The 24,580-nt window shown below is 46.1% G+C and carries 23 protein-coding genes; 7 read left to right on the top strand and 16 right to left on the bottom strand.

Features of this window, described 5'->3' with window-relative positions:
* Positions 1-117: 117 nt before the first annotated feature.
* The 10 genes from porN to lipB form a co-directional block, all read right to left on the bottom strand.
* Positions 118-975 (bottom strand): type IX secretion system ring subunit PorN/GldN, encoded by an 858-nt coding sequence (gene porN / locus AC4BAP_RS00310; protein WP_490580610.1) that lies wholly within the window; start codon positions 973-975, stop codon positions 118-120.
* Positions 976-993: 18 nt separating this feature from the next.
* Positions 994-2,595 (bottom strand): type IX secretion system motor protein PorM/GldM, encoded by a 1,602-nt coding sequence (gene porM, locus AC4BAP_RS00315; protein WP_490580611.1) that lies wholly within the window; start codon positions 2,593-2,595, stop codon positions 994-996.
* Between the two features lie 49 nt (positions 2,596-2,644).
* Positions 2,645-3,448, bottom strand: a complete 804-nt coding sequence (gene porL / locus AC4BAP_RS00320; RefSeq protein ID WP_490580612.1) for a type IX secretion system motor protein PorL/GldL — start codon at positions 3,446-3,448, stop codon at positions 2,645-2,647.
* A gap of 59 nt (positions 3,449-3,507) precedes the next feature.
* The gene (gene porK, locus AC4BAP_RS00325; protein WP_490580613.1) at positions 3,508-4,527 is read right to left on the bottom strand and encodes a T9SS ring complex lipoprotein PorK/GldK; all 1,020 of its coding nucleotides are present in this window, start codon (positions 4,525-4,527) and stop codon (positions 3,508-3,510) included.
* A gap of 223 nt (positions 4,528-4,750) precedes the next feature.
* On the bottom strand, positions 4,751-5,710 hold the full coding sequence (locus AC4BAP_RS00330; protein WP_490580614.1) for a PorP/SprF family type IX secretion system membrane protein: 960 nt from the start codon (positions 5,708-5,710) through the stop codon (positions 4,751-4,753).
* Between the two features lie 164 nt (positions 5,711-5,874).
* Positions 5,875-6,684: a uroporphyrinogen-III synthase gene (locus AC4BAP_RS00335; RefSeq protein WP_490580615.1), complete on the bottom strand. Its 810-nt coding sequence runs from the start codon at positions 6,682-6,684 to the stop codon at positions 5,875-5,877.
* Between the two features lie 56 nt (positions 6,685-6,740).
* Positions 6,741-7,856 (bottom strand): DUF4271 domain-containing protein, encoded by a 1,116-nt coding sequence (locus AC4BAP_RS00340; protein ID WP_490580616.1) that lies wholly within the window; start codon positions 7,854-7,856, stop codon positions 6,741-6,743.
* A 40-nt stretch (positions 7,857-7,896) separates the two neighbouring features.
* The gene (locus AC4BAP_RS00345) at positions 7,897-8,946 is read right to left on the bottom strand and encodes an MraY family glycosyltransferase (protein WP_490580617.1); all 1,050 of its coding nucleotides are present in this window, start codon (positions 8,944-8,946) and stop codon (positions 7,897-7,899) included.
* Between the two features lie 100 nt (positions 8,947-9,046).
* A complete protein-coding gene (locus AC4BAP_RS00350) occupies positions 9,047-9,451 on the bottom strand; it encodes a hypothetical protein (protein WP_490580618.1) in 405 nt (134 codons plus the stop codon).
* A 5-nt stretch (positions 9,452-9,456) separates the two neighbouring features.
* Positions 9,457-10,170 carry a lipoyl(octanoyl) transferase LipB gene (gene lipB, locus AC4BAP_RS00355; RefSeq protein ID WP_490580619.1) on the bottom strand — a complete coding sequence of 238 codons (714 nt, stop codon included), beginning with the start codon at positions 10,168-10,170 and terminating at the stop codon, positions 9,457-9,459.
* Positions 10,171-10,373: 203 nt separating this feature from the next.
* On the opposite strand from lipB, the gene AC4BAP_RS00360 reads away from it, so the two are divergent.
* Positions 10,374-10,736 (top strand): YraN family protein, encoded by a 363-nt coding sequence (locus AC4BAP_RS00360; protein WP_490580620.1) that lies wholly within the window; start codon positions 10,374-10,376, stop codon positions 10,734-10,736.
* Here the strand turns inward: AC4BAP_RS00360 and AC4BAP_RS00365 are convergent.
* Both AC4BAP_RS00365 and htpG read right to left on the bottom strand, forming a co-directional pair.
* The gene (locus AC4BAP_RS00365; protein WP_490580621.1) at positions 10,733-11,707 is read right to left on the bottom strand and encodes a toxin-antitoxin system YwqK family antitoxin; all 975 of its coding nucleotides are present in this window, start codon (positions 11,705-11,707) and stop codon (positions 10,733-10,735) included. The two genes, AC4BAP_RS00360 and AC4BAP_RS00365, sit on opposite strands and share 4 nt — an antisense overlap.
* A gap of 182 nt (positions 11,708-11,889) precedes the next feature.
* Positions 11,890-13,716 carry a molecular chaperone HtpG gene (gene htpG / locus AC4BAP_RS00370; RefSeq protein ID WP_490580622.1) on the bottom strand — a complete coding sequence of 609 codons (1,827 nt, stop codon included), beginning with the start codon at positions 13,714-13,716 and terminating at the stop codon, positions 11,890-11,892.
* Between the two features lie 262 nt (positions 13,717-13,978).
* Here htpG and AC4BAP_RS00375 point away from each other — a divergent pair, with 262 nt between their 5' ends.
* The 3 genes from AC4BAP_RS00375 to AC4BAP_RS00385 all read left to right on the top strand — a co-directional run bounded on the left by AC4BAP_RS00375 (position 13,979) and on the right by AC4BAP_RS00385 (position 17,479).
* Entirely contained in the window at positions 13,979-14,302 is a 324-nt protein-coding gene (locus AC4BAP_RS00375; protein ID WP_490580623.1) for a hypothetical protein, read from the top strand.
* A 179-nt stretch (positions 14,303-14,481) separates the two neighbouring features.
* A complete protein-coding gene (locus AC4BAP_RS00380; RefSeq protein WP_490580624.1) occupies positions 14,482-16,854 on the top strand; it encodes a TonB-dependent receptor in 2,373 nt (790 codons plus the stop codon).
* Between the two features lie 46 nt (positions 16,855-16,900).
* Entirely contained in the window at positions 16,901-17,479 is a 579-nt protein-coding gene (locus AC4BAP_RS00385) for a hypothetical protein (protein WP_490580625.1), read from the top strand.
* 70 nt (positions 17,480-17,549) lie between these two features.
* Here the strand turns inward: AC4BAP_RS00385 and AC4BAP_RS00390 are convergent, their stop codons facing one another.
* Positions 17,550-18,110 carry a YdeI/OmpD-associated family protein gene (locus tag AC4BAP_RS00390; RefSeq protein ID WP_490580626.1) on the bottom strand — a complete coding sequence of 187 codons (561 nt, stop codon included), beginning with the start codon at positions 18,108-18,110 and terminating at the stop codon, positions 17,550-17,552.
* Positions 18,111-18,311: 201 nt separating this feature from the next.
* Here AC4BAP_RS00390 and AC4BAP_RS00395 point away from each other — a divergent pair, with 201 nt between their 5' ends.
* From AC4BAP_RS00395 to AC4BAP_RS00405, 3 genes are all read left to right on the top strand, one after another.
* Positions 18,312-19,556, top strand: a complete 1,245-nt coding sequence (locus AC4BAP_RS00395; RefSeq protein ID WP_490580627.1) for an MFS transporter — start codon at positions 18,312-18,314, stop codon at positions 19,554-19,556.
* A 164-nt stretch (positions 19,557-19,720) separates the two neighbouring features.
* Entirely contained in the window at positions 19,721-20,278 is a 558-nt protein-coding gene (locus AC4BAP_RS00400; RefSeq protein ID WP_490580628.1) for a hypothetical protein, read from the top strand.
* A gap of 128 nt (positions 20,279-20,406) precedes the next feature.
* Positions 20,407-20,739, top strand: a complete 333-nt coding sequence (locus tag AC4BAP_RS00405; RefSeq protein ID WP_490580629.1) for a DUF4286 family protein — start codon at positions 20,407-20,409, stop codon at positions 20,737-20,739.
* Positions 20,740-20,822: 83 nt separating this feature from the next.
* On the opposite strand, the gene AC4BAP_RS00410 is transcribed toward AC4BAP_RS00405, so the two are convergent.
* The 3 genes from AC4BAP_RS00410 to AC4BAP_RS00420 all read right to left on the bottom strand — a co-directional run bounded on the left by AC4BAP_RS00410 (position 20,823) and on the right by AC4BAP_RS00420 (position 24,374).
* On the bottom strand, positions 20,823-21,293 hold the full coding sequence (locus tag AC4BAP_RS00410; RefSeq protein WP_490580630.1) for a GNAT family N-acetyltransferase: 471 nt from the start codon (positions 21,291-21,293) through the stop codon (positions 20,823-20,825).
* A 295-nt stretch (positions 21,294-21,588) separates the two neighbouring features.
* Entirely contained in the window at positions 21,589-22,050 is a 462-nt protein-coding gene (locus AC4BAP_RS00415) for a DUF5362 family protein (protein ID WP_490580631.1), read from the bottom strand.
* 134 nt (positions 22,051-22,184) lie between these two features.
* The gene (locus AC4BAP_RS00420) at positions 22,185-24,374 is read right to left on the bottom strand and encodes a prolyl oligopeptidase family serine peptidase (protein WP_490580632.1); all 2,190 of its coding nucleotides are present in this window, start codon (positions 24,372-24,374) and stop codon (positions 22,185-22,187) included.
* Positions 24,375-24,580 lie beyond the last annotated feature (206 nt).

Raw genomic sequence — 24,580 nt, forward strand, 5'->3', positions numbered from 1 at the left:
CCAGCCAATACGAGCGTTTTGAGCTGGAGAGCATAGCTCTTTAGGAGTGGGTATCACAACCTGAGTAAAATAAAAAAGGCGACCCATTTGAGTCGCCTTTTCTTTTGCTTTGTATTCTTAGTAGCTCCACAAGCTGTATTCATACTCAATCAAAGCTTCCGCAGCTTCCTGGGCAGCTAACAGGCCTTTCTTGCCACCACCATAAATATCTGCCAAGCCTCTGTCGCCTGGGTTAGAGATCTTCGTGATGTATGAGCTGAATAACCACAGGTCAAATGCATCTGCCAGATTTTTATGCTGTGCATCATTCTGTGCGTTATACCATATCGCCAAGTCTGGGTTGTTACGGAAAACGCGCACAAGATCACTCATCTTAAAGCTGGCAATGTTCTGCTCGAAACCCAGAGGGTTTAGTGTGGATGGTACCTTAAGGCTTATTGTCTGTATGTCGTGGTACATGCGCGAACGCTTTTTATCGAACACGACATTTTCTTTTAGTTCCAGTAAGTATAACTGCTTAGGGAAATACTCATTGCTTACAGGAGCGGCAGCTTGTGTAGCTTTCCCACCCAGGGCTTTACCCCATGGGTCGTCTTCTTCCTTCTGCTTTCCAAATCCAGCTGCAATCTCTTCATCACTCAGCTGATCACCAGACTCTTTTGGAGTCATGTTAGCAATAAACTCTTCGCGTGTAATCGGAGTGTTTACTGAGTCACTCTTATAAGCAACCAGCTCACCACTTTTTACAGCGTTGATAATTATCTTGGTGATCTCTCTGTTTTCAGAGAACATCGGCTTATTCTGCTTTTCACGCAGGTCGATTTTGCGCCATACTGTTTTCTTGAACAGCACGTCGTGCTCTGGAATAGGCCTTGCCGAAGGATTGCTTGATGCAGTGGTCGAAACCTGCTGTGCCATCGCGTTAGCAGATAATAATATACCTGCTGCTACACCTATTACTTTTATTAATTTCATACTCCTGTAATCTCAATATTAATTTAGCGGAACTATCCAGCTGTTATCGCCACCAGTTTTGGCATCAACTGCTTCACCTCTGTAGTTCAGTCGTTTTACTTCTAGAACCTCAATCACAACTCGGTCACCTTTGCTGGCCTTGGCCGCGAAATTAGACAAGTTTGCACTTGGCCCGTTGTAATCTCCCTGATCTATCGGAGCGTTATTTCTTACTAAGTATGCTTTCCACTTAGTAACTCTATAACGTGCTTCGTTAGGTAATAATTGTTTAAAGCCCTCATCTGCAACAGCCTGAATTTCTACAGCCCTGATTGACTGAGCTGGAACACCACGCTTCACATCAATTGGACGGCCATTTACTAAAGGCACAAGTTCCGGCTTAGGTATTGGCCTTACTTTAAATCTTTCAGAACCGATTGCATTACCTCCGCTGCTTACACTTACAGTTACCTCAGTTGAGTTAGGAATAATCGTTACAAGACCTTTCTTAGCACCTTTAATAGCGGAGCCACCACTGGCACTGAAGCTAGGATCATAGATAGCACCAAGAGCTGGCACCTGGATATTCAACTCATTGGCACACTGGAAGTATAGCGCCTGCACTGCAGCAGACTGTACCTGAATTACCGGCTTAGCAACGATATACTCTTCCTGAACTGTGAATGTAGTATCGCGGCCATTCTGGTTAATTGTTACCTGGCCTTTCCAGCTTTGCTTTGAGTTACCCTCTGCATCATAGTTAGAAGCAGCTGCAGTAAACTCAACCTGCCCCATACCGTTCACTACTTTGATCGGCTTACCCTGGAAACTCATTTTTGGGGTTATCGCATCAGAGGAAGCGGCAATAAACATGTCTGCTTTATACTTTGTACCAGCCGCCACTACTTTAGACTCGGCTCTGGCCATGGCAAATATCTTCTCAAACTTGATGATATCTGCACCTACCTGCTGCGCCAGTTTTTGTAAAGCATCAGCCTCATACTTCAGAACTTCGTTCTCTTTTTGAGCAAGTACTGCAAGCGCTGCAACAAGTGGCGTTTCACCGAAGTTTAACTCTGCGAAGTCTTTGTTACGCTGCGTTTTATCGTTCTTTGCCACAGGGTCTTCCTTACCATCGTAAGCCAGTTGATCTGGCATGTTCGGGTTAACCTGCTTCAGAAACTTGGCATACTCGTTCAGCTTATCCTTCAGTACATATGCTTCGCCGTTTCTTTTGTTTGCAGCACCGATCATCATCATCGCCACATGGTCCTCACCGCTTGGGTTAGCATACTGGTTTGGATCATCCTGGCTTCTACCGCCTGTCTTCGCGATCAGTCCATCTCTCAGGCCTCTGATATAGGTAACAAGTTCAGACGTTTTAGTACGAATCTCCTGTGCATTGTTCAGAACACGATTATCTGCAGAACGGTTACCACCTTTATCTACCGCAGATTTTATGTTGGATAGCACATCCGCGTTGTCAGTCACTGTTTTACTATTCACGCCCATCAAACTTTCGTCGAGGAACTGGAATTTCAACAGGATCGCGGAGTTCACTTGTAGGGCAAGAAGAGCGGTCAGTACGAGGTACATCATACCGATCATCTTCTGCCGTGGTGTCTCTTTTCCTCCAGCCATTTCTTACTTTTTTAACAGTTGTTTTCTTGATTTAGAACTTCAGAAAGAATTAACCACGCATTGCAGTTAACATGTTACCGTACACTGTATTCAGGGAGTGCAGGTTCTGTGTTAAGCGGGAAACTTCTTCTTTGAACTGTTCTGTATCCTTGCTGGCATCAGTAAGATTTTCCATGGCCATCGTTAAGTTGCCATAGAATTTATTCATTGCTTTCAGGTGGTTGTTGGCATCCTGAAGTTCCATCTCATAAACAGCGTTAAGAGCACCCAGGTTCCTGGTCATGTTCTGGATCTGGTTATGGTATTCTTTCGCATCTACAGTAGAGCCTGCCATGTGAGAAAGTGCCTCGGCTGTAGTTGCATATGCTTTGTTCATGTTGTCAAGCTGGTCGGCAGCGGCTCTAACACGTACTGTGTACTCCTGCGTAGCTGCAGTAGCTTGGCTAATGTCAGCCAGCTGTGCAGTTGTTTCGCTAAGTCTGTTTAAGCCTAAGCCCAGGTTGTTGATCGTATCTGGCGTAATGTCAGCATCACGCATCATGTCATCCAGTTTCTTTGTTAAAGAAGATCCACCGGAAGTTGCTGCAGTAGCCGGGATCAAAGCCTCTCCAGTGTAGTCATCTGCTAACTGAGGGTAAACTCTTGCCCAATCCGGATCATGTGGCTGTGGTTGGAAAGCACTCAGGAAGAAGATAACAGCCTCAGTACCTAGACCCACAATTAGCATTATATCCGCACCATCCCAGTGCTGGATCTTAAACAATGCTCCGACAATTACGACTGCTGCACCAATACCGTAAATTTTTGGCATCAACACGTCGTACATAAAGCTGCGACCTTTTGCTTTGCTCATTTTGTTTTCTAATTAATAAGTGAACGAATGGATTATTGGGTTTTGAAAAGGGTAATATACTATCTGAATTCTCTTCCTGATGATCTTCCTAAGTAGATCATAGCGTTACGGAAGCCGATGAACGAGCGGGCTGAATCCTGGAACTCGAAATTTCTAGTTCCTGTCTCCAGGAAGTAGGCGATATCTTTCCATGAACCGCCTCTTACTACTTTTCTTGGCTCATTGTCATCTACATAAAGTGGGTTAAGGTCCCAAACAACCGGAACTGAAGCATCAAAGTATGCGTCTTCGCACCACTCTGCCACGTTGCCGGCCATATCATATAAGCCAAAATCGTTCGGGAAGTACTGAGCCACCGGAGCTGTATAAGAGAAGCCGTCGCTGTAGTAGTCACCACGGCCAGGCTTAAAGTTAGCTAACAAACACCCTTTTGCATTACGCAGGTATGGGCCACCCCACGGGAACACTGACATATCTCTGCCACCACGTGCTGCATACTCCCACTCTGCCTCTGTTGGTAGTCGGAATTTAGGCATTGGCGCACGGCCATCCTCTGCATTTGCCTGGTTTTTTAACTTGGTACGCCACTCACTGAAACGCTGGGCTGCCCACCAGTTCACGCCTACCACCGGATAGTCGTCAAACGCAGGATGCGAAAAGTAATACTCCATCAATGGGTCACCCATGTGGTAAGTGAAGTCTTTTTTCCAAACCGTTGTATCCGGATAAAGCTTTGACATCACGTACTCTTCTCCTAACACATCGATAGAGTCCTGCATCATTACCTGGATAAACTGACGATACTCGTTATTGGTTATCTCTGTCTCATCCATGTAAAAGCCACTGATAGTTACCTGCTTATTCAGGTTGGCCATCGAAGCTGCTATATCCTGATCGGCTTGTCCCATATGGAAAGTACCTCCAGGGCATGGCACCATGCCATAAGGTATCTCCTGAGCATTATACTCTGGTCGGTCATCCACACCCACAAGGTCACCTTGTGGACCCCTTCTAAGTCCGCAGCTTGCAAGCAGCACTACCGCCAAAGCAAAGGAAGACAGCTTAAGTAGTTTGTTCATATGAAGTAATCAAAAAGTAATTTTTTTCCAGCTAACTTAATTTAGTACACTTTTTCGAATGTAGCAAATATAAAAGGATTAACAATAATAAAAAAACAATTCGCCATGACTGCTTTTTATTATTTTTTAACGCCTTAAGAAACTGATTATTATTATACTATAAATTATTTTTTTACTGTACTTTTCCAAGAAAAGGCCTTACGGGCACATAATCTCCGTTTTTTTATCTGGAGAAATTATAACGCGGGGTTCTGACAGGGGGCTTAAAGCGTATCACAGGCTCTGGCAACCTGTAATTTACCATAACTTCGTGTGAAGTAGGTGCTTTAGCCTCACGATTGAATGTGGTAAAATCAAACGCATATCCAACCCTCAGGGCGTTCTCCTGGAACAAGGATAATCCTATTAGCGCACTAACAGCTTCTTTATGTCTATAATTCACACCGAGCCAATATTTCTCGTTATAAGTAAATCTGGTGCCGGCATCAAATGAGATCGTCTCGGTGTCATGCTTTAGTAATACGGTTGGCGTCACTTCCAAAGCAGCAGTCAGCGGCAATGTATAACCCGCAGTAACATAAATATGATTCTCACTCAGCAATGTACCCGCCCCCGTTCTCGTGGAGTCCGCAAACTGATATTCCGAGTTCAGCAAATTTGTAACTCCGCCGCCAGCATAAAATGTTTCTGACTGATACCACACTCCGGCCCCAAGGTCATACTTGGTATCTGATGAATTGTAAGGCACACTCGGGTCATTGTCATCAATAGCCCTGTATCTTCCCTTTTTTATATTATTTAAATTGCCCTGCACGCCCAACCCAAGCTTGTTCTCTCCGATGTTGATGTGGAATGAATAGGAAAGAGCTGCTGTAAGTATGGTCGTATTGGCGATCTTGTCCCTCATAAGGTTTAATCCCACCCCGCCATGCAGTAGCCTTACCGGGGTATGTGCTGTCAGTAAAAGCGTCTGAGGCGAGCCACCGTCATCGAATGTCGCATTATACCCCAGCCACTGATACCGGTAGATAGACATAAACTCCGGACGGTTCGTTATACCTGCATAAGCAGGGCTTATCTGCATGCCATTAAAGCCATAATGTGTGAACTGTGGCTGCTGTTGCCCCCAAACTTTTGTCTGGCATAAAAGCATCAGCAACAAAAAGGGTAAAAGCTTTCTCATAAGCAGTAGAAAGATGGCAAGAATTTATATAACACGGTACAGATAAGCAGACTATCAAATATAATGATAAAACGATAAAACGCAAAAGCTAGTATGTTTTTGCTCAATACTAGCTTTTGCGTTTTAATAGTAAGTAAAACAGGAATAAAAGTTACGTTAATTTTCTACTTTTTAGCTTCCTGCTGCTTTTGCTGATTCTGTATATATACTTCGATAGCTCCCGTCATGGATGGCGCATTCGGCATAGGCGCCTCAATATCCAGTTCTAAGCCGGCATCTCTTACTGCTTTTGCAGTAGTTGGGCCAAAGGCTGCGATCCGTGTGTTGTTCTGCTTAAAATCCGGGAAGTTGATGAACAACGACGTGATTCCTGAAGGGCTGAAAAAAGCCAGGCAGTCATACGTTACGTCATCCAGGTCAGACAGGTCGGCAGCCACGGTTTTGTAGATGATCGCCTCTGAGTGCTTGATCTTGTTTGCCTGCAGGAACTCTGGGATGTCGTCTTTTCTGATGTTAGAGCACGGGAACAAAAACTTCTCGTTCTTATGCTTCTTGATCACCTCAAACAGGTCTTTCGCTGTTTTTTCGCCTACAAACAACTTACGCTTGCGCAGCGTGATATACTTTTGCAGGTAGTAAGCCGTTTGGTCAGATATACAGAAGTACTTCATATCCGCAGGCATCTCGATCTTGCTTTCCTGACAGATTCTGAAGAAATGATCTACTGCGTTACGGCTAGTAAAAATAACAGCTGTATGCGACAGGATATCCACCTTGTCCTTTCTAAACTCTTTGTAAGGAACAGGCTCAACCTCAATAAAGGCTCTGAAATCTACTTTAATCCCATACTTTTCAGCGATTGACAAGTATGGCGAGTTATCTGTGGTAGGCTGTGGTTGGGTAACCAGAATACTCTTTATAGGAATTTTGTGTCTTTCAGGGTTAGCACTTCCCTTTGCTTTACTCTCAGCCATATAAATTAATGCGGTTATTTAACTTCCACCTGCTTAATTACCAGAGGCTGTGTTTTTTAGAAATTAAAAACGATTAATTTCAACACTATTGCCAATGGAATTACTTCTGTGGCGCAAAGGTATGAAAATAAATGCAAATTTAGTACAGTAGCTTTCTTATTTACAGTTACAAACACCCGCAGCACGGCCAGTAAAAGCAACAGGGAAACCAAAACATTAGACACCATTACAATAATTTCCGGGATGTAGGTGTTCATGGAAAGGTACAAAAGCATTACAAATGGCAGAAAAATGCCCAGGAACAGAAGTGTTTTAATAAACTCCCGGTACTGTAACAGCACCATCTCCTCCAAGCCAAAGATAAAAGCCATAATTCTAAGAAAGAGGTACTTAAACACAATAAACAGGAATATGGCTAATGTATAAACGGCTATCTTGGTGGTTATGTCGGCTTCAGAAACCGGGAAAAGGCGGTTAAACAGGCGTATGTGCTGCACGTTCGTATGGATGGCAGCTATCAGCAAGGCCAGTGACAGCGAGAAGGCGAGTATAAACAATATGCCCGACCAGGAAGCCAGGGGGTTAGAAAGAAACCCTTCGTCAAGCCGGTTGCTACGCCCGCCATACCTTACATCATATAGCGCCTGGAAGTCGGCTGGGTAGTTTACCCGAAGCCACCCGTAAACCAGCCCTATCAGCAACAGCACAAGTATAAAGGCATTCTGATTTACATAGTCGCGCACCCTGATAGAAAGCGGCCGCTGATCGCTTCTGTTACCCTGGCTCACGCTTTGCACATCATTGTAGAAGCTCTTTATATTAGGTTGCTGCGTGGGGTGCCAAACCGAAAGCAGTATTTTACCATCTACAGGCTTCAGGTCATTTATACTTTCAGTCAGGTCCAGTTTATAGGATGCCGTTGAGTCTGCTTTAAAAACCAAGCGGTTGTTCAGGTATATGCAGAGCCCCTGGGGTGCGGCAAAACCAATCGGGAAAGACTGAGACGGAACGATTGAGAGCCACTGGTGCAAGGCCTTCTGGCTGGAATGCTCCACAGAAACAAAGGGCACCAACTCACCGGACGCATTGTCATACACATACCATTCTCCGGTTAATGAGTTGTTTTGCTCTAATGGTAGCACCTGCGCCTTAATTTGCAGCACTGGCCCCATTATGGCAATAAGTATGAAGCAAATAAGCAGTAAAGCGTTTTTAGGCTTTTGATATATTCTGAACACTGCGTGATTTATAAACTCCTAAAAATATACTTAACAGCACTGAGAACACAGTAAGTGCCATAAGCATTGTTAAATTGCCCCAAACCCCTAAGTATACCACAAAGAAAATTACAGAAAGGTTAACGGAAGCCAGCGTGACAACCGTGGCTATCTGTGAAAAACCCATGCCCAACAGGCAATGGTGGATATGGTTTTTGTCCGGGACAAATGGCGAGTTGCCTTTCAGGATGCGGATAAGAAATACCCGGATCGTGTCGAACAACGGGATGAACAAAATACCCAGGGCAACTGATGGCGCGGCAGGCACCACGCGCATTTCTATAAACTGTATGGCTAACACCGAAAGTATAAACCCGCAGAGTAGTGAGCCTGTGTCGCCCATAAATATGGTAGCCCTTCTAAAATTATACCTCAGGAAGCCAAGTATACCGCCAACCAGGCAAAAGGCCACAGCCGCATAGTTTCCGTAAAGCGCGCCGCCGTACAGATAAAAGTAAACCCCGAATGCGCTGGCTGCGATCGCTACCAATGTGCCTGCCAGGCCGTCCAGTCCATCGATCAGGTTAATGGCGTTGGTTACCCCGATGATCACAATAAAGGTGAAAGCGTAACTTGTTCCTATCTCTAGCTCTCCTACCCCAAAAATTCCCTGGAAGCTGGTTACCCTTATATCGGCCATAAAGATCACAATGCCGGTTGCCAGAATCTGCACAGCAAACTTTTTCAGAGCCGAAATATTGATCAGGTCGTCTTTCAGGCCAATAAAGAAAAGCATGATGCACCCTGCCAGCAGCTGCTGCACCCCATTGTTGAGTTCGGCAAATATTGTAAGCGCAGACATAAACCCCGCAAACATGGCCCCTCCGCCCAGCCTGGGCGTAAGCTCTTCGTGTATTGTGCGGCCGTTTGGCTTATCCAGGATGTTTTTTAGATGCGCTACCCTGATTATGGAAGGCACTGCAAAGATAGCTATGAGAAAAGCCCAGCTTGATGCAAGTATAAGAGGTAGTATTCGTTGATCCATAAAGTCAGGATGAAGCGTGCTGCGACATTTTAAATAAAAGTAATTAACGCCAAAATTCCTACATTAATATTAAGCTGGCGTTCATTTACCTATTTTTTTATTAAGAATGTAACACACCTTTTAGCTGCAGCATGTTTATATCAATTAAGTTCTCTTCTGTGATAGAATCAGGAACAAAAACGAATTTCTTATCAAAGATCTGCCTGTCGATGTAATAGCTGACCCAATACTCGTTATTGATATGGAAAATAGCAGGGTCAATTGGCTCGATCTTTACTGAGCTTTTGGGCTCTACACGCTCAAACATGTGCCTTAGCACAGAAGTCTGGACTTCCTGCCCTTTTACAACTCCGTATCCTTTGGATGAGATAAGTACATTTTCGAGAGGGTGCGTGTTATTGTTAAGCAGGTATACATTCCAGATGTCTTCTCCCAGCTCATTCTTCTGTGTAGCAATAGCAACGGCAATGCCCTCAACTGAGCTAAAGTCTATATCCTTTTTCATGTATGTTAGTCTAAAATTTCGGCCTCAAATAAAACTGCCAAATGCTTTTTAAGCTTTCCCTCTACCTCCGGCAGCGGCACCTCAAAGCCAAGCTCCTGGGCAAGCGAGGTTACTTTCTTATCTGAAATGCCGCATGGAACGATATTGCTGAAGTAATCGAGGTTGGCGTTAATGTTAAAGGCAAAACCGTGCATGGTTACCCAGCGGCTGCATTTCACACCCATGGCACATATCTTCCGCGGGTTTTTCTGATCCTCATGATCCAGCCAAACACCTGTCAGCCCGTCTATCCTCCCCGACTGAATGCCATACTCCGCAAGTGTAAGTATAACTGCCTCCTCCAGAAAACGAAGGTATTTGTGTATATCCGTGAAAAAGTTCTCGAGGTCGAGGATAGGGTACCCAACAATTTGCCCTGGCCCGTGGTAGGTGATATCGCCACCCCTGTTGATCTTGTAATATGTGGCCCCCTTCGCCTTTAAACCTTCTTCGTTTAAAAGTAAATGCTCCTCGTGCCCGCTTTTACCGAGGGTGTATACGTGGGGGTGCGAACAAAACAGCAGGTAGTTGGGCGTTGCCTGCTCCTCACCGGCAGCAGCCTTGCGGTTCTGTGCTTTTAAGTCGAGCACGCTGGTAAACAGTTTGTCCTGGTAATCCCACGCCTCTTTGTAATCTATCAGGCCGAGATGCTCGAACTGTATTTTTTTATTCTGCAGCACAATTCTAGTGTTAGTGAAGTATGGCTTTTAACTGGTTTGGTCTAGGTTGCGGCCCATAAACTTTAACGGGACAGCGAAGTATAAATTTTATACTCAAACATGTTAACGTATTGTAGCTATCGGTTTAGAAAATAGCCGCTTAACAATGTTTAAACCATAACCTTTAAAAGAAATATAAGTTTGTTGCAAATTACGAGTTTTAGATGGCTTCTCAAATAAGCGCCCATATAAGCACTGGGCAGAACGGCGAAGACGCAGCCGCAAATTACCTGCAGAAGAAAGGTTATACTATTGTTAAGCGAAACTACAGGCACAGGCGCGCCGAGGTAGACATTATTGCCATACAGGATGAGGTGCTGGTTTTTGTGGAGGTAAAGACCAGAAGCAGTTCCACATTTGGCTTTCCGGAAGAGGCTGTAAGCGCCAGGAAGGAAGCCCAGTTACTGGCTGCGGCAGACGAATACATTCACAAGGCCGAATGGGAGAAAGAAGTGAGGTTCGATATCATTGCCATTACCCTCACCCCTGAATTGGAGATCCATCACATAGAAGACGCTTTCCACTAACGCTGTGCCTGCGAACGTTTGTCGAACTTGTCTTTTTCGAAAATCAGCGTGCCGTGGCGGTCATACTCTTTTATCAGGTATGGCCCAAAAGATTTGTCATAAGCAGTTTCGGGATACTGGAATTCGTAGTGGCGGCGGCCCCTGAAGTCGTAGTGCTTTATCCAAACACCCACTTTCTTGCCTTTCTCATACTTGCCGATCCATTCTACCTCACCGTTTTCATAGAAGCGATAATAGGTGCCCTGCATCTCCCCATACTCATAAGGCAACACCTCTTTAATTTTTTTGCTGCCATCGTAGTAGGTAATCACGGCATCACGCTGGAAACCTTTCTCAAAATGCTGTTTGTTGGTCAGAATACCTTCTTCGCCTCTTCTGTAGTTTTCCCAACGCAGGTGTTTCGTGCCTATGTAATAGTACCCCTCTTCAACGGTATTCCCGCCTACCTTTTTCTCATAGGGTCCGTGCAGCACCTTGTATCGGGCATTGTCTACTTCGTCGGCGCTGGTGCGGTAGAGCACCTTTTTCTTGGTATCGTAGTAGTACTTTAATGGCGCGTAAGGGTTGGGCTGTTTATAGTTTGGCAGGTAGCTGAACGTTTCGATTTCTTCGCGGCTACCCTTGCCTCTTTTCACAAAGCCGCGGCTCACTTTCTCACCCAAAAAGTAACGCTTGCTATACTTCTTTTTACGCTTTTTATCTTTCTCCTCTACCTTGTCGCCCAGCAGGTCGGAATTAATCTCCGGGGCTGTGGTATCGGCGGAGGCCACTGCATTGGTTTTGGCGTTTTCTTTTATCAGGGCCTGATTCAGGTTATAATCGCTGTTCCATTTAGGCGCGCCGCACCCCGACATGGTTAAAAGACCTACGCCTACAGCCAATGAAAATAACAAACGTCCCGAGTGCCTCATGAATTTTGAATGAGCGAATAAGCGATTGAGTGAATAAGTATAGATATCCAACTCAGACATTTATTCAACAGTTAAGCAATTTAACCTTACAGTATAACGTAAAGATGAACATATTTTATATATCCATCAACTCGCACTAATAACTGTGTCTGGCTTGTGATAGTTTCATGGGTAGCTGGCAAAACTAAAAAGCGGCACCCTGGGGGCGCCGCCTTAAATCTGTCAGGTATATTTATTATTTACTATTCTTTGTCTATCAGCTCAAAACTGCGTTTTACGAAAGCCGTTAACGAAGCCCCTGAAAGCATGTTCTGTGATAATAACGCCAGATCATAGGCTTGTCTTGCAATACGTGGCCTGTTTTCTTCTTTGGCATGCAAAATGCGCTGGTTCAGGCTGTGGTTGGCGTTAATGGTTACATTATACGTATCCGGCATGTCTCCCATAAACATCATACCGCCGCCACCGGCTTTGCTCATATCCTTCATGCGTCGCATAAACTCTGGCAATGTAATTACCACAGGCGCATCATCCGGAGACATCGGCGCAACCTCTACCATCATATTCTTATTATCGATGGCTGTTTCGTAAATACCTTTCAGGTCCTCTTTCTCTTTATCCGTTAATACGCTTTCTTTCGCCTCGTCGCGCTCGATCAGTTTATCAACAGTTTCAGAGTCAACACGCTTCAGAGTGGTTTTCTCCAGCTTCTGCTCCAGCATGCCGATAAAGTGGCTGTCGATCAGCGAGTCCAGCTTCAGCACATCGTAGCCACGGTTCTGGGCAGCCTCCACAAAAGCATGCTGTTTGTCGGCATCTGTTGTGTACAGCAGTACCAGTTGATCATTTTTATCTGTCTGATTGGCTTGCGTAAAGGCCTTATACTCTTCTAATGTATAATACTTGCCTTCAACGCTCTGCAGCAACACAAAGTCCTTGGCTTTCTCATAGAACTTGTCGTCGCTTAGCATGCCATACTTCACAAACACATTAATGTCATCCCAGCTGGTCTCAAACGCGGTGCGGTCTTTCTTAAAGATCTCGTTCAGCTTATCGGCTACCTTTTTGGTAATGTAAGTGTTGATCTTCTTCACGCTGGAGTCGGCCTGCAGGAAAGAGCGGCTCACGTTAAGCGGAATATCCGGCGAGTCAATCACACCGTGCAGCAGCATCAGGAACTCAGGCACCACGTCTTTTACCTCGTCGGTAATGAACACCTGGCGGGAGTACAGCTGTATTTTGTTGCGCTGCAGCTCAAAGTCGTTCTTGATCTTAGGGAAGTATAAAATACCCGTCAGGTTAAACGGATAGTCCACGTTCAGGTGAATCCAGAAAAGAGGCGCCTCTGAGAACGGGTATAGCTCTTTGTAGAAGTTCTTATAATCCTCATCTGTCAGCTCGCTTGGCTGCTTTGTCCAGATCGGGTTCGGGTTGTTGATCACCTCGCCTTCAAACTCAACCGGAACAGGCAGGAACTTACAGTATTTCTCAAGTATGGTACGAACACGCGCCGCCTCCAGGAACTCCTCAGAGTCCTGGGCTACATTAAGTATAACATTGGTACCGCGCGTTTCTTTGTGCGCCGGGGCAATGGCAAACTCCGTGCTGCCATCGCAGGTCCAGTGCGCAGCCTCCGAGCCTTCTTTATAGGATTTCGTAACGATCTCTACGCGCTCAGCCACCATAAAGGCAGAATAGAATCCTAAACCGAACTGGCCAATGATCTGGCTCTTATCTCCTCCGGACTCTTTGTAGCGCTCCACAAACTCAGTGGCACCCGAGAATGCGATCTGGTTAATATATTTCTTGATCTCTTCGGCTGTCATACCGATACCATTATCCGAAATGGTTATGGTACGGGCATCCTTGTCAACGGCCACTGTCACTTTCAGGTCGCCAAGTTCTCCTTTATACTCACCAATAGAGGCCAGGCGCTTCATTTTTTGTGTGGCGTCTACGGCGTTGCTCACCAGCTCGCGCAGGAAAATCTCGTGGTCAGAGTATAAAAACTTCTTAATGATTGGGAAAATATTCTCGGTGTGGATCGAAATACTACCTCTTTCTTCCATGTTTATACTTTAAGGTTATGAATCTGCTTTATAGTCTATGGGGTGGGCTTTCAAATCCTGTTCCATTGTAACAAAGCAGCTAATTCTGTGACAGGTTGTCAGAAAATATTTGATTTATTGACCTTAACATGCCGTGCACGTCATTTTTTTCGTTATAATTGGCACACCGGATTAAACCAAACGGATCGATCTGGCTCTAAGCAATAACAGAAGTATAAGTACATTTGAAATTAAACCAGCCTTTTCGTAGTTATACAGTAAGGTGAACCGCTTTCTGAAACATATCGCCGTGCTTTTGCTGGTGCTCTTTATAAGAGCCATGGTACCAGACGCCCTTTTACTAAGGGTGCATAGCCACGCGCATACGCTTCATACCGAACAATCCGACTCACATAAAGCCGAGGTTGGCAAAAAGCATACGCACTGCCCGGTAGAGGACCTTTTTGGGGCACCTTTCCAGGCTGCAGTCAACGCTGTCAGTTTTGAGCCTTTGGCTCATACGTATACTTACACCGTGCATTATACCGGCAACTGGTATGGCGCATCTGTTCACAACACATCTCTCCGGGGGCCTCCCGCAGCTTAGTTTTTAGCTTTTGGCATGCGCCTGCTTTTCACAGTCAGGGCTTATGCATGCCTATTGTCCTTTTATCTAACGCCCAGCCGCTGGCATGTGCTTATGGCACTATGTTAGCTTATGCACGGGTAATGCAGCCTATTTTGGCTATCAGTAAATTATAGCTAAATCTAAGAGAGTTTTCACGATTGCAATACATATTTAAATCTCCGGTAATGGTAGTGCTTTTGGTGCTGTTGGGTATTTCTTCAGCCTATTCGCAGCACCCTGCTGTGCCTGGGCCAAATGCTGGCACCGAGCAGGATTGCGGGCTTACTATATCGGGGAAAATATTAGACCACGACACACGCACCGCTTTGATTGGCGCAACGGTATATATCCCGCAGGTTGACAGGGCTACGGTTGCAGATGAGTATGGCAATTACCATTTTCATCACTTGTGCCAGGGCAATTATACTTTAAAGGTTACCTATATCGGGTATGAGACCGAGAGTTTCTCTGTAAAGCTGGGCACCTCAACTGTACGCGACCTGCAGCTTCACACGGATGCCACCACACTTCGTACGGTGGAGATTACCGGCAGCCAGATAAAAGAGGAAGCGCAGTCATCGCAAGTAATCTCCGGCAGAGAACTGGAGGAAACACGAGGCCTGTCGCTGGCTGAATCGCTGAAGGGCATTGCCGGTGTTACGACCATCCAAACGGGACCTACAATCTCGAAACCTGTTATACATGGCATGCACAGTAACCGCGTGCTGTTGCTCAACAATGGTGTGCGCCAGGAAGGGCAGCAGTGGGGCGCTGAGCATGCCCCGGAAATAGACCCGTTTGTGGCCAGCGAAATGAAGGTGATAAAAGGAGCCGCCGGTGTGCGCTATGGCTCTGATGCCATTGGCGGTGTAGTTATTGTTCAACCAGCACCGCTGCCAGCAGAAGCCGGACTGGGAGGCGAAGTGAACCTGGTAGGTACTACTAACAACCGCCAGGTGGCTGCTTCTGCTACCCTGCAAGGCAAGTTGAGCACCCTACCTTTAAGCTGGCGTATGCAAGGCACGTTTAAAAAGGCAGGCAATGCACGTACTCCTGATTATTATTTAGAGAATACCGGTTTTGAGGAGCAGAATTTTTCGGGTGCACTTGGTTATAAAAAAGAACGGTTTGGTGGCGAATTGTTTTACAGCCAATTCAATACAAAGTTAGGCATCTTAAAGGCTGCACACATACGTAGCCCAACCGATCTGCTTTTTGCCATAGAAAAGGGGCAGCCCGACAATGCAGACCAGGTAGATTTTACTTACAAGATCGGCAGACCTTACCAGGATGTACAGCACCAACTGCTAAAGGCTAAAGCGTTTTTACTTACCGGCGAGGCTGGCAAACTGGAATTTGTGTATGGCTTGCAGCGCAACCTGCGCCAGGAGTTCGATGCGCACAGAAAAGGCCCTAAGCCTGCCCTGGAGCTGGATCTGATAACGCAGACAACAGAGGCAGTATGGGAGCATGCGCCAATCGGAAACTTCTCCGGCTCTGTTGGCCTAAGCACCATGTACCAGAACAATACCTATGAGTATAATGCTTTTCTGCCATACTTTACCGGAGTAACCGCCGGAGCCTTCGCTATTGAAAAATGGCGAAAAGACAGGCTACAGCTGGAGGCCGGCCTTCGCTACGACTACAAGCACCTGCTGGTGAAAAGACTGGTGAAGAACCGCGACCTGGAGAAGCCTGAATTCGATTTTGGCAATGTATCCGGAACACTTGGCGCCATGTATGATCTTGGCTATCACCTTACGTTTGGCCTTAGCGCTACATCAGCATGGCGTGCCCCCAACACCAACGAGTTGTTTAGCGATGGAGTGCACCACAGCTCTGTAGCCTATGAGAAAGGCGACCCTACGCTTAGATCAGAGCAGGCATATAACTTCGAGGCATCCGTGGATTATTACGCCAATAAGCGCTTAAACGGAAAACTGAGCGTGTACCATAACTTTATTGATAATTACATTTATTTGGCTCCTACCCAGGAAGTAGTGCTGGAGATTAGCGGCGCATTTCCACTTTTTAGGTACAAGCAGACAAACGCCACGTTTACAGGCTTTGACCTTAGCATGGAGTATAACCTGCTGCCTAACCTTGCACTGGAATCCAAAACGTCGGTTGTGCGGGCCAGAAACATCAGCGCCGACGATCACCTGATCAACATTCCGCCGGACAGGTTTGACAACAGCCTGCGCTATGAGATCGGAGAAATTGGAAAGGCTGGTGTATTTAAAAACGCCTATGTTACGCTGGGTGGTGTTTACTCGGCAAAACAATCGAGGGTGCCTACAAAAACCGACGAGGATTTTGCCCCGGCCCCGGCTGCCTATTTTTTGTTGCAGGCAGAGGCAGGCACTACGGTATACTTTGGCAAACAGCCTGTTGAGTTTGGCCTGACTGGCAATAACCTTCTGGATACCAGTTACCGCCAGTACCTTAACCGCTTCCGTTATTTTGCCGACGACATGGGTCGCCTGGTAATGTTCCGCGTGAAAATACCTTTAGATTTTAGCAAACCTTAATCCATAACTTTAAAAAGTAAAGTACATCTATCACTATTAAACCATTATGAAAAAATTATTCAGATCTTACCTTCCCCTGGTTATACTAGGCTCTTTTCTATTTACAGCAACGGCTTGCAGCGATGATGACCCGGAGCCAACCGAAGAAGAGGAGCTTATCACAACGCTTAAAATTACCATGGTGCCAGTAGGCAAGACCCAGACAGTGGTAGGCACTTACAGCGACCCAGATGGGCCGGGTGGGAACCAGGCAACTGTAAATACCCTGCGCCTCGAGGCCAATACAACATACAATGCAACAATAACGCTGTTTGATGAAAGTAAAACGCCGGCTGCTGAGCTTACCAGCGAGATAGAGGAGGAAGCAGACGAGCACGAATTCTTTTATCAGACACTGGACAACCTGATGCTGGCCATTACCAAAACGGATAAGGACAAAAGCCAGCGCCCTGTTGGCTTAAAGGCACAGATCGTTACGTCCAGCTCAAGCACAGGCAAGCTGCGCATTACACTTAAGCACCAGCCAAACTTAAAGGTGGGCGCAAACGAGCCTAACCGTGAGCAGGTCGCTATTACCAAAGGAGAAACAGATGTTCAGGCTGAGTTTCCTGTTATTGTAGAGTAACAATTCTCGATTTCCCTTTTTAAAACAGACAAGGGCAGCCAACTGGCTGCCCTTGTCTGTTTTATGCTTGCTATTTTTTTGCTGCCAGGTCGTCTACAGCTTTCTGTATCCGTTTTGCTCGGGTTTCCGGCCTTTTGGCGTCCAACACAGCTACTGTGTATTCCTTGCGATGGGTAAATGCCAATCTGTTAAACTTCTCCAACACTCCTGCCTGCTCCAGTGCCTGCTGCATATCCTCTGGCAGCACAACAGTTTTGGCAGCTCTGTCAATGCCCGGCATGTCTACTCCAAACATAGATGGCTTGCTGCGCTCGGTTTTGTGCCGGAACCTTGCCGACGACCAGGTATCGTCTAACGACACGAGGCGGGTAGTCTCATAACCTGAGTCCGTTACAGCTTGCCATCCGTTATCGCGGCTAAGGTCTGTTTTGATTCCCGATGATTTTTTAGGGTATGCTATCCAGAACAGCGCATCGGAGTTTAACAGCGGTAGCACCTGGGGCACAAAATGGTTTAACTCATCGGTGTTGCGAACAAACAGCTGCACGGCATCATAGGCGCCTACATGCGGTGCCTCAGCTGAATTGGTAAATGTATAACCCTCCGAGGCAAGTGCATCTGCAACTTGCATAGGCGCATTAAGCAACAAAAGTTTGTATGTATGTTTTAATTGTAATTTTTTACCGAGCTCAGCCATTTTCCAGGGTTTGTGTTAGTATAACTATGGATTAACGTTCTAATCTAATGTAAAATCTGGAGTAACTAAAGTATACCTGGCTGCTTTGTAATTTATTATGCAAAAGCTATATTTAAGGATAGACAAACCGCACATATGGCAGCACCAACGAAATCAAGGCAAAAACATTACCTGTTTAATGCATCTGTAATTGTGGCCGCACTAGGTTACTTTGTCGATATTTATGACCTGGTGCTGTTTAGCATTGTCCGGATTCCGAGCCTGCAAGACCTAGGGGTTACCCAGCAAAGCCAGTTGCTGGAGCAGGGCGTTATGCTTTTGAACATGCAAATGGCGGGTATGCTGATAGGCGGCATTGCCTGGGGAGTGCTGGGAGATAAACGAGGACGGCTTTCCGTTTTGTTCGGTTCCATCTTTTTATACTCTGTTGCCAACATCATGAACGGCTTTGTAACTTCAATCCCAATGTATGCCTTTCTTAGACTGGTAGCGGGCATTGGCCTGGCAGGGGAATTAGGGGCTGGCATTACGCTGGTGTCGGAGGTGTTGCCTAAGGAGAAGCGTGGCTACGGCACCATGGTAGTGGCTACCATTGGTATATCAGGGGCCATACTTGCCGGTATTGTGGGTGAGTACTTTGGCTGGCGCACCGCCTATTTTATTGGCGGCGGCCTGGGTCTGCTGTTGCTTTTCCTGCGGGTTGGGGTATATGAATCGGGGATGTTTGATAATATTAAAAAGACCGCAGATGTTACACGTGGAAATTTCCTGAGCCTGTTTACCAACCTGAAACGCTTCTGGAAATACCTTAAATGCATACTTATTGGCGTGCCCATCTGGTATGTGGTGGGTATACTTATTACCTTCTCTCCTGAATTCGGCATTGCATTAGGCATGGAAGAGCCGGTTTCGGCGGCCAAAGCTGTGTCTTTCTGCTACCTGGGTCTGGTTTTCGGAGATTTTGCCAGCGGGTACCTTAGCCAGCGGTTTAAAAGCAGGCGCTACATTGTGGTTGCCTTCCTTATACTTACAGCTGTTTTCATTGGTGCTTACCTGCTTGGGTCTGCCTTTAGCCTGGATGCATTTTATACTTTGTGCGTGGCACTTGGCTTTGCCAGTGGCTATTGGGCTGTTTTTGTTACCATTGCAGCCGAGCAGTTCGGCACCAATATACGGGCAACTGTAACTACTACTGTCCCTAATTTTGTGCGCGGTGCCGTGGTGCCGCTAACCATCTCTTTCTCTTATCTGAAGGATGGGATCGGGCTGGTGCCGGGTGCCATGGTTTTAGGTGTAATTTCGCTGGCACTGGCCGTGGTCTCCATACTTTCACTGGAAGAAACCTACGCAAAAGACCTGGACTATACAGAGCCGATCTAAATTGTATTGCTAAATGCTAAACTTTTATTGCTTTATCAGACCTGCGTCATATCAAAGTATGGCGTAAAGGCGCTAAACCAAACAATAGGCCCACATCCCGACAACCATAAAATTGCACAGCAAGTATAAATAATTAAACATGTTCCGTTTAATCATACTTGCTTATGAATAAAACCTCTACATCAAAAATCTCCGATTATACCTTATTAACTTTCTTGCTGATAGCCTTTCTTTTCAACTCCTGCTCTGCCCATGTAGAGCAAGACACAAAAGAGGCCACGGCAGGCACTGAAACCGAAGTCCCTAAAAAAGCTATCGCCGTTACAGTGGCCGCCATCAAGAAAACCGCAGATGAGGTATACTTCGACCTGATCGCCGAAACTGACAACTGCCTTGGCGAAGACCTATGGCTGGGCGGTAAACTCGAAAGCGCCGATAAGTTGGTTGTAAGCAATTCAGGAGCCTTCTCCAAAACCAAGGTATTTACGGTAACAGAACTCACTGCTACCGGCCTTAGTACGAACAAGCCATACCAGGTAAGCGATAACAGCAATCTGCTGCAGGCTAAGTATGACAATAAGGAAACTATTTACCTGCAACTGTGCGATGGGCAGCTTCAGCTAAAGGCTTACCCAAGTGCAAAGCCAATAGTGGTTGCTTACCAGCCATACACCGAAAGCAGTTACTACGATGGCAACCTAGGGGACTGGCGGTGCCTGTAGCCCATGGTTAAACCCGGAAAAGCAGTAGTGTCCATTTGTACCTGCTGCTTTTCTGCTAGTTACTGCCTCGTTTCACGTCTTTAGCTTATCTGTTGAGCTAAAGTGCTACCTATTTTGTAATTTTGGGTATGATTTTATACAACGTAACTGTAAGTATAGACAACAGTGTGGCCGATGAGTGGCTGCAATGGATGAAAGATGTGCATATACCAGAGGTAATGGGCACAGGCTATTTTCTGGCTAACCAGATTTGCCGCGTAATGGAAGAGGAGGATACAGGAGGCACCACCTATGCCGTACAGTATACTTGCCGCAATATGGATGACCTGCTGGAGTACCAGCGCGATTTTTCGCCGGCGCTGCAGCAAAAGGTAAACGAACGTTATGCGGGCAGGTATGCCTCGTTCAGAACTGTGCTGGACATTGTGGGCGTAAATGTAGAGCGCAAAGACAAAGAATAGTACACAGCAATTCTAAATTAAAAAGCCGCAGCCCGGAAAGTATAAACCGAGCTGCGGCTTTTTAATTTTTAAGCATCTACTACTTAGGCACTATACTTTTGGATCTGATCTTCGGTCATGGTGCAGTTTATCCATTCGGCATCCAGTTCTGCGCCAATCTTGTTGTAAAAGGCAATTGCCGGCTCGTTCCACTCCAGCACCTGCCATCTAAAGCGTTTGGCTCCCAGGGCTTTTGCCTCTGCTGCCACTGCATCAAACAACTTACGGCCTATACCCGCCCGGCGAAGTTTTTCGGTAACAACCAGGTCTTCTAAATAAATAGTTTTACCCTTCCAGGTAGAGTAGGCTGTATAGTATAAAGCAATACCCACAATACCACTCTCATTCTCAGCCACAAAAAACTTGTAGATCGGATTCTCTCCAAAACCGTCGCGCTGCATGTCTGCCAATGTATTGGTTACCTCCAGTGGGGCGCGTTCATACTCTGCCAGTTCCTGTATCAGCCCCAGTACCTGTGGCAGGTCGTCAATTATTCCTTTGCGTATGTTTATCACTTGTAATTGTTATTTGTTGACCGGTGATTAAGGGGATTTTATAGATTAGACAGATTAACTCGATCTCAACAAGCCACTTTAATCGCCAGTCATTGATTTTATCTGCGCCAGCTCATATTCCATGACTGGATACTTCGTGCAAAAGTATACTTTCTGCTTCTACTATGCTAGCCTAACAGGTAATAGAGGCAATTTTCGGGGGCTCTGATTTAGAAGGACTGGTTATACTAATCTACCAGTAAAACAAAAAGCACCCCTGTTGCCAGACGTGCTTTCTGCAATTGCATATTGCTATTTACATCATAGAGCCAATACCGGCACCTATACTTACAAACAAAAGCCCGAGCGCATAAAAGCCAAGCATCACAATGGTTAGCACACCCATAAACTTAAACAGCGACTTCAGGTTTTTGAACGACTCTGTAATAAGCTCCTCATTTTTATACTTAAGCGCATCCTGCATTTTGTTGGAAAACTTGTACAGGTATAGCACCGGAAAGAAGTATAACAGCGCAAAAAGTATGTAAAACGTAACAAAGAAAGTCCCACCTGCAGCTGAGTTACCGGTTGTGTCCATCATGGCGCCAAACATAGAGCCTGCGAAAACGCCCATCAGCACAATAAAGCCTATCATCACAAATCCGACTATAGCCAGAAATTTCCCCCATTTGGCGGTATTCATCAGAAAATCTTCTGATGCAAGGTTTAGGATGAGTGCCTGTGGTTCCGGCGTGTCTGCGTAAAGTTCTGTTTCCATAAATTAACTGTGGTTTAAATATTAAATCATTTCAATCTAAATATATGAAAATATCTATTGTTATCAACAAAAAAGCCGCGCTACCAGATGCAGGCAGCGCGGCTGAAGTATAAATGGCAGATTTATACTTGTTGTTATTGGTTTGGATAAGGATTTATACCCATGTTCTTATAAACAAAAGCCCAGGTATCGGCCCATTCCTGAATGAGTAGCGATGTTGGCTTGCCGGCACCGTGACCAGCACGCACATCCACTCTTATTAAGTATGGATTACCCGGTGCGCCTTTATCCTGCAACTCAGAGATAAACTTGAACGAGTGCGCCGGTACTACACGGTCATCATGGTCAGCGGTTTTAACTAAGGTTGCTGGGTATTTCACGCCTTTTTTGATGTTATGAAGTGGCGAGAAAGTATAAAGGTTTTTAAACTGCGCCTCGTTCTCTGATGAGCCATACTCCGGTACCCATGCCCAGCCAATAGTAAACTTATGGAAGCGCAGCATGTCCATTACGCCCACAGCAGGTATAGCCACTTTAGCCAGGTCAGGTCGCTGGGTCATAAAAGCGCCTACCAGTAAACCACCGTTAGAGCCACCAGCCACAGCCAGTTTATCCGACGAAGTATACTTCTGGTTGATCAGGTACTCTGCTGCTGCTATAAAATCGTCGAACACGTTTTGTTTGTTTGGCGTCATGCCGGCTTTGTGCCAGTCTTCGCCGTACTCACCGCCACCACGCAGGTTAGGCATAGCGTATACGCCACCATTCTCCAGCCACAGCATGTTGGCAATGCTAAAGCTTGGCGTAAGCGAGATATTAAAGCCGCCGTAAGCATACAGGTAAGTTGGGTTGGTACCGTCAAGCTTCAGGCCTTTTTTATGCACGATAAACATCGGCACTTTTGTTCCATCCTTAGAAGTATAAAATACCTGTTTCGTTTCAAAGGCATCCGTATCTACTTTCACTTCTGTTTTGCGGAACTGGGTTACTTTGTTGTTGGCAACATCGTAGCGGTAAATAGTTGGAGGGTAAGTAAAGGATGTAAACGTGAAGAAGGTCTCCTTGTTATCTTTATCGCCACCGAAACCGCTAACAGTGCCCAGGGTTGGCAACTCTACTGTATTCAGCTGCTTGCCGTTCTGGTCGTATACCACTACCTGGCTGGTTGCGTCCTTCATGTAAGTGGCGATGATGCGGCCACCCACCGACGAAACGCCCTGCATCACATTCTGCGACTCCGGCACCACCACTTTCCAGTTCGACTCCTGTGGCTTTTTAGGGTCTATCATCACCAGGCGATAGCGCGGTGCGTTCTTGTTCGTCATCACCAGCAGCTGGTCGCCAAAGTTATCGATCACGTTATACTCATTCTCAAAGTTCTCGATAAGCGGCTTGATGGTAGACTTAGGGTCTTTCAGGTCTTTGTAGTATAGCGCGTTGGCTCCACTGGCACCCTCCGACACGTTCAGAACCAGGTAACGCTCATCATCTGTGGTCTGGCCATAGAAGTTGCGCAGCGGTTTGGTCTTGTCTTCATAAACCAGTTGGTCCTGGCTCTGCGGGGTGCCAATTTTATGGTAGTATACTTTGTGGTACTCATTTTTCTTGGCCAGCTTGTTCCCGTCGGTTGGGGCATCGTAGCGGCTGTAATAAAAGCCGTCTTTGTACCAGCTTGGGCTCGAGAACTTCACCCACTCAATCTGGTCATCCAGCTTTTTGCCGGTGGCGGCATCCAGCACATGGTACGTGTTCCAGTCGGAGCCGCCGCTGGAGGTACCGTAGGCCATGTACTTGCCGTCTTTTGAGAACTTCAAAGCGGTAAGCGCCACCGTACCGTCGCTGCTTAATTTGTTCGGGTCAAAAAACACCTTCGGCTCAGAGTCCAGTGTTTCCTGCACGTACAGCACACTCTGGTTCTGAAGGCCGTCGTTTTTAAAGAAGTAGTACTTACCGCCCTCTTTAAATGGAGCACCATACTTTGGGTAATTCCAGATTTCGGTAAGCCTTCTTTTTATATTGTCTCTGAACTTTATATCATCCAAGTAGTTAAACGTTACCCGGTTTTGCGCCTCGATCCAGGCATCCACTGCTTCATTGTGCGTCTCCAGCCAGCGGTACGGGTCGGCTACTTTTGTTCCGAAATAATCGTCTACCTGCTCAACTTTCTTGGTGTCCGGGTAATCTAAATCGCTTTTGGTTTCTACGTTTGTCGCTACTGCGGTCTCTGTTGTCATGCCGGTGGCAGTTGTGTCTGTTTGCGTTGATTTGCAGGCCGAAACAGCCGTAAGGCTACCCGCCAGCAAAATTGCCGTTGTCTTTTTCATAATTACTTTGCCTGTTCTTTTGTTTTAGAGTTAGGTGTGTAATGAACCAAGATACGCATTTTACGTGAATTTCTGTACGACGCCACATATCTCACATACTTATGCACATTTAGTGTGTTTGCAAATTCTGAAAAGGCTGCGTATACAACCGATAACATTACTCGTTACTTTTGCGCGCTTTTATACTTAGCGCGAGGCTTTTAAAA

The organism is Pontibacter sp. GD7 (assembly GCF_058216375.1).

What these genes read in the sequence shown, in the direction of transcription:
- porN (WP_490580610.1), bottom strand. Translation starts at nt 975, where the DNA reads ATGAAATTAATAAAAGTAATAGGTGTAGCAGCAGGTATATTATTATCT.
- porM (WP_490580611.1), bottom strand. Translation starts at nt 2,595, where the DNA reads ATGGCTGGAGGAAAAGAGACACCACGGCAGAAGATGATCGGTATGATG.
- porL (WP_490580612.1), bottom strand. Translation starts at nt 3,448, where the DNA reads ATGAGCAAAGCAAAAGGTCGCAGCTTTATGTACGACGTGTTGATGCCA.
- porK (WP_490580613.1), bottom strand. Translation starts at nt 4,527, where the DNA reads ATGAACAAACTACTTAAGCTGTCTTCCTTTGCTTTGGCGGTAGTGCTG.
- AC4BAP_RS00330 (WP_490580614.1), bottom strand. Translation starts at nt 5,710, where the DNA reads ATGAGAAAGCTTTTACCCTTTTTGTTGCTGATGCTTTTATGCCAGACA.
- AC4BAP_RS00335 (WP_490580615.1), bottom strand. Translation starts at nt 6,684, where the DNA reads ATGGCTGAGAGTAAAGCAAAGGGAAGTGCTAACCCTGAAAGACACAAA.
- AC4BAP_RS00340 (WP_490580616.1), bottom strand. Translation starts at nt 7,856, where the DNA reads ATGGGGCCAGTGCTGCAAATTAAGGCGCAGGTGCTACCATTAGAGCAA.
- AC4BAP_RS00345 (WP_490580617.1), bottom strand. Translation starts at nt 8,946, where the DNA reads ATGGATCAACGAATACTACCTCTTATACTTGCATCAAGCTGGGCTTTT.
- AC4BAP_RS00350 (WP_490580618.1), bottom strand. Translation starts at nt 9,451, where the DNA reads ATGAAAAAGGATATAGACTTTAGCTCAGTTGAGGGCATTGCCGTTGCT.
- AC4BAP_RS00360 (WP_490580620.1), top strand. Translation starts at nt 10,374, where the DNA reads ATGGCTTCTCAAATAAGCGCCCATATAAGCACTGGGCAGAACGGCGAA.
- AC4BAP_RS00365 (WP_490580621.1), bottom strand. Translation starts at nt 11,707, where the DNA reads ATGTCTGAGTTGGATATCTATACTTATTCACTCAATCGCTTATTCGCT.
- htpG (WP_490580622.1), bottom strand. Translation starts at nt 13,716, where the DNA reads ATGGAAGAAAGAGGTAGTATTTCGATCCACACCGAGAATATTTTCCCA.
- AC4BAP_RS00385 (WP_490580625.1), top strand. Translation starts at nt 16,901, where the DNA reads ATGAAAAAATTATTCAGATCTTACCTTCCCCTGGTTATACTAGGCTCT.
- AC4BAP_RS00390 (WP_490580626.1), bottom strand. Translation starts at nt 18,110, where the DNA reads ATGCAAGTTGCAGATGCACTTGCCTCGGAGGGTTATACATTTACCAAT.
- AC4BAP_RS00395 (WP_490580627.1), top strand. Translation starts at nt 18,312, where the DNA reads ATGGCAGCACCAACGAAATCAAGGCAAAAACATTACCTGTTTAATGCA.
- AC4BAP_RS00400 (WP_490580628.1), top strand. Translation starts at nt 19,721, where the DNA reads ATGAATAAAACCTCTACATCAAAAATCTCCGATTATACCTTATTAACT.
- AC4BAP_RS00405 (WP_490580629.1), top strand. Translation starts at nt 20,407, where the DNA reads ATGATTTTATACAACGTAACTGTAAGTATAGACAACAGTGTGGCCGAT.
- AC4BAP_RS00415 (WP_490580631.1), bottom strand. Translation starts at nt 22,050, where the DNA reads ATGGAAACAGAACTTTACGCAGACACGCCGGAACCACAGGCACTCATC.
- AC4BAP_RS00420 (WP_490580632.1), bottom strand. Translation starts at nt 24,374, where the DNA reads ATGAAAAAGACAACGGCAATTTTGCTGGCGGGTAGCCTTACGGCTGTT.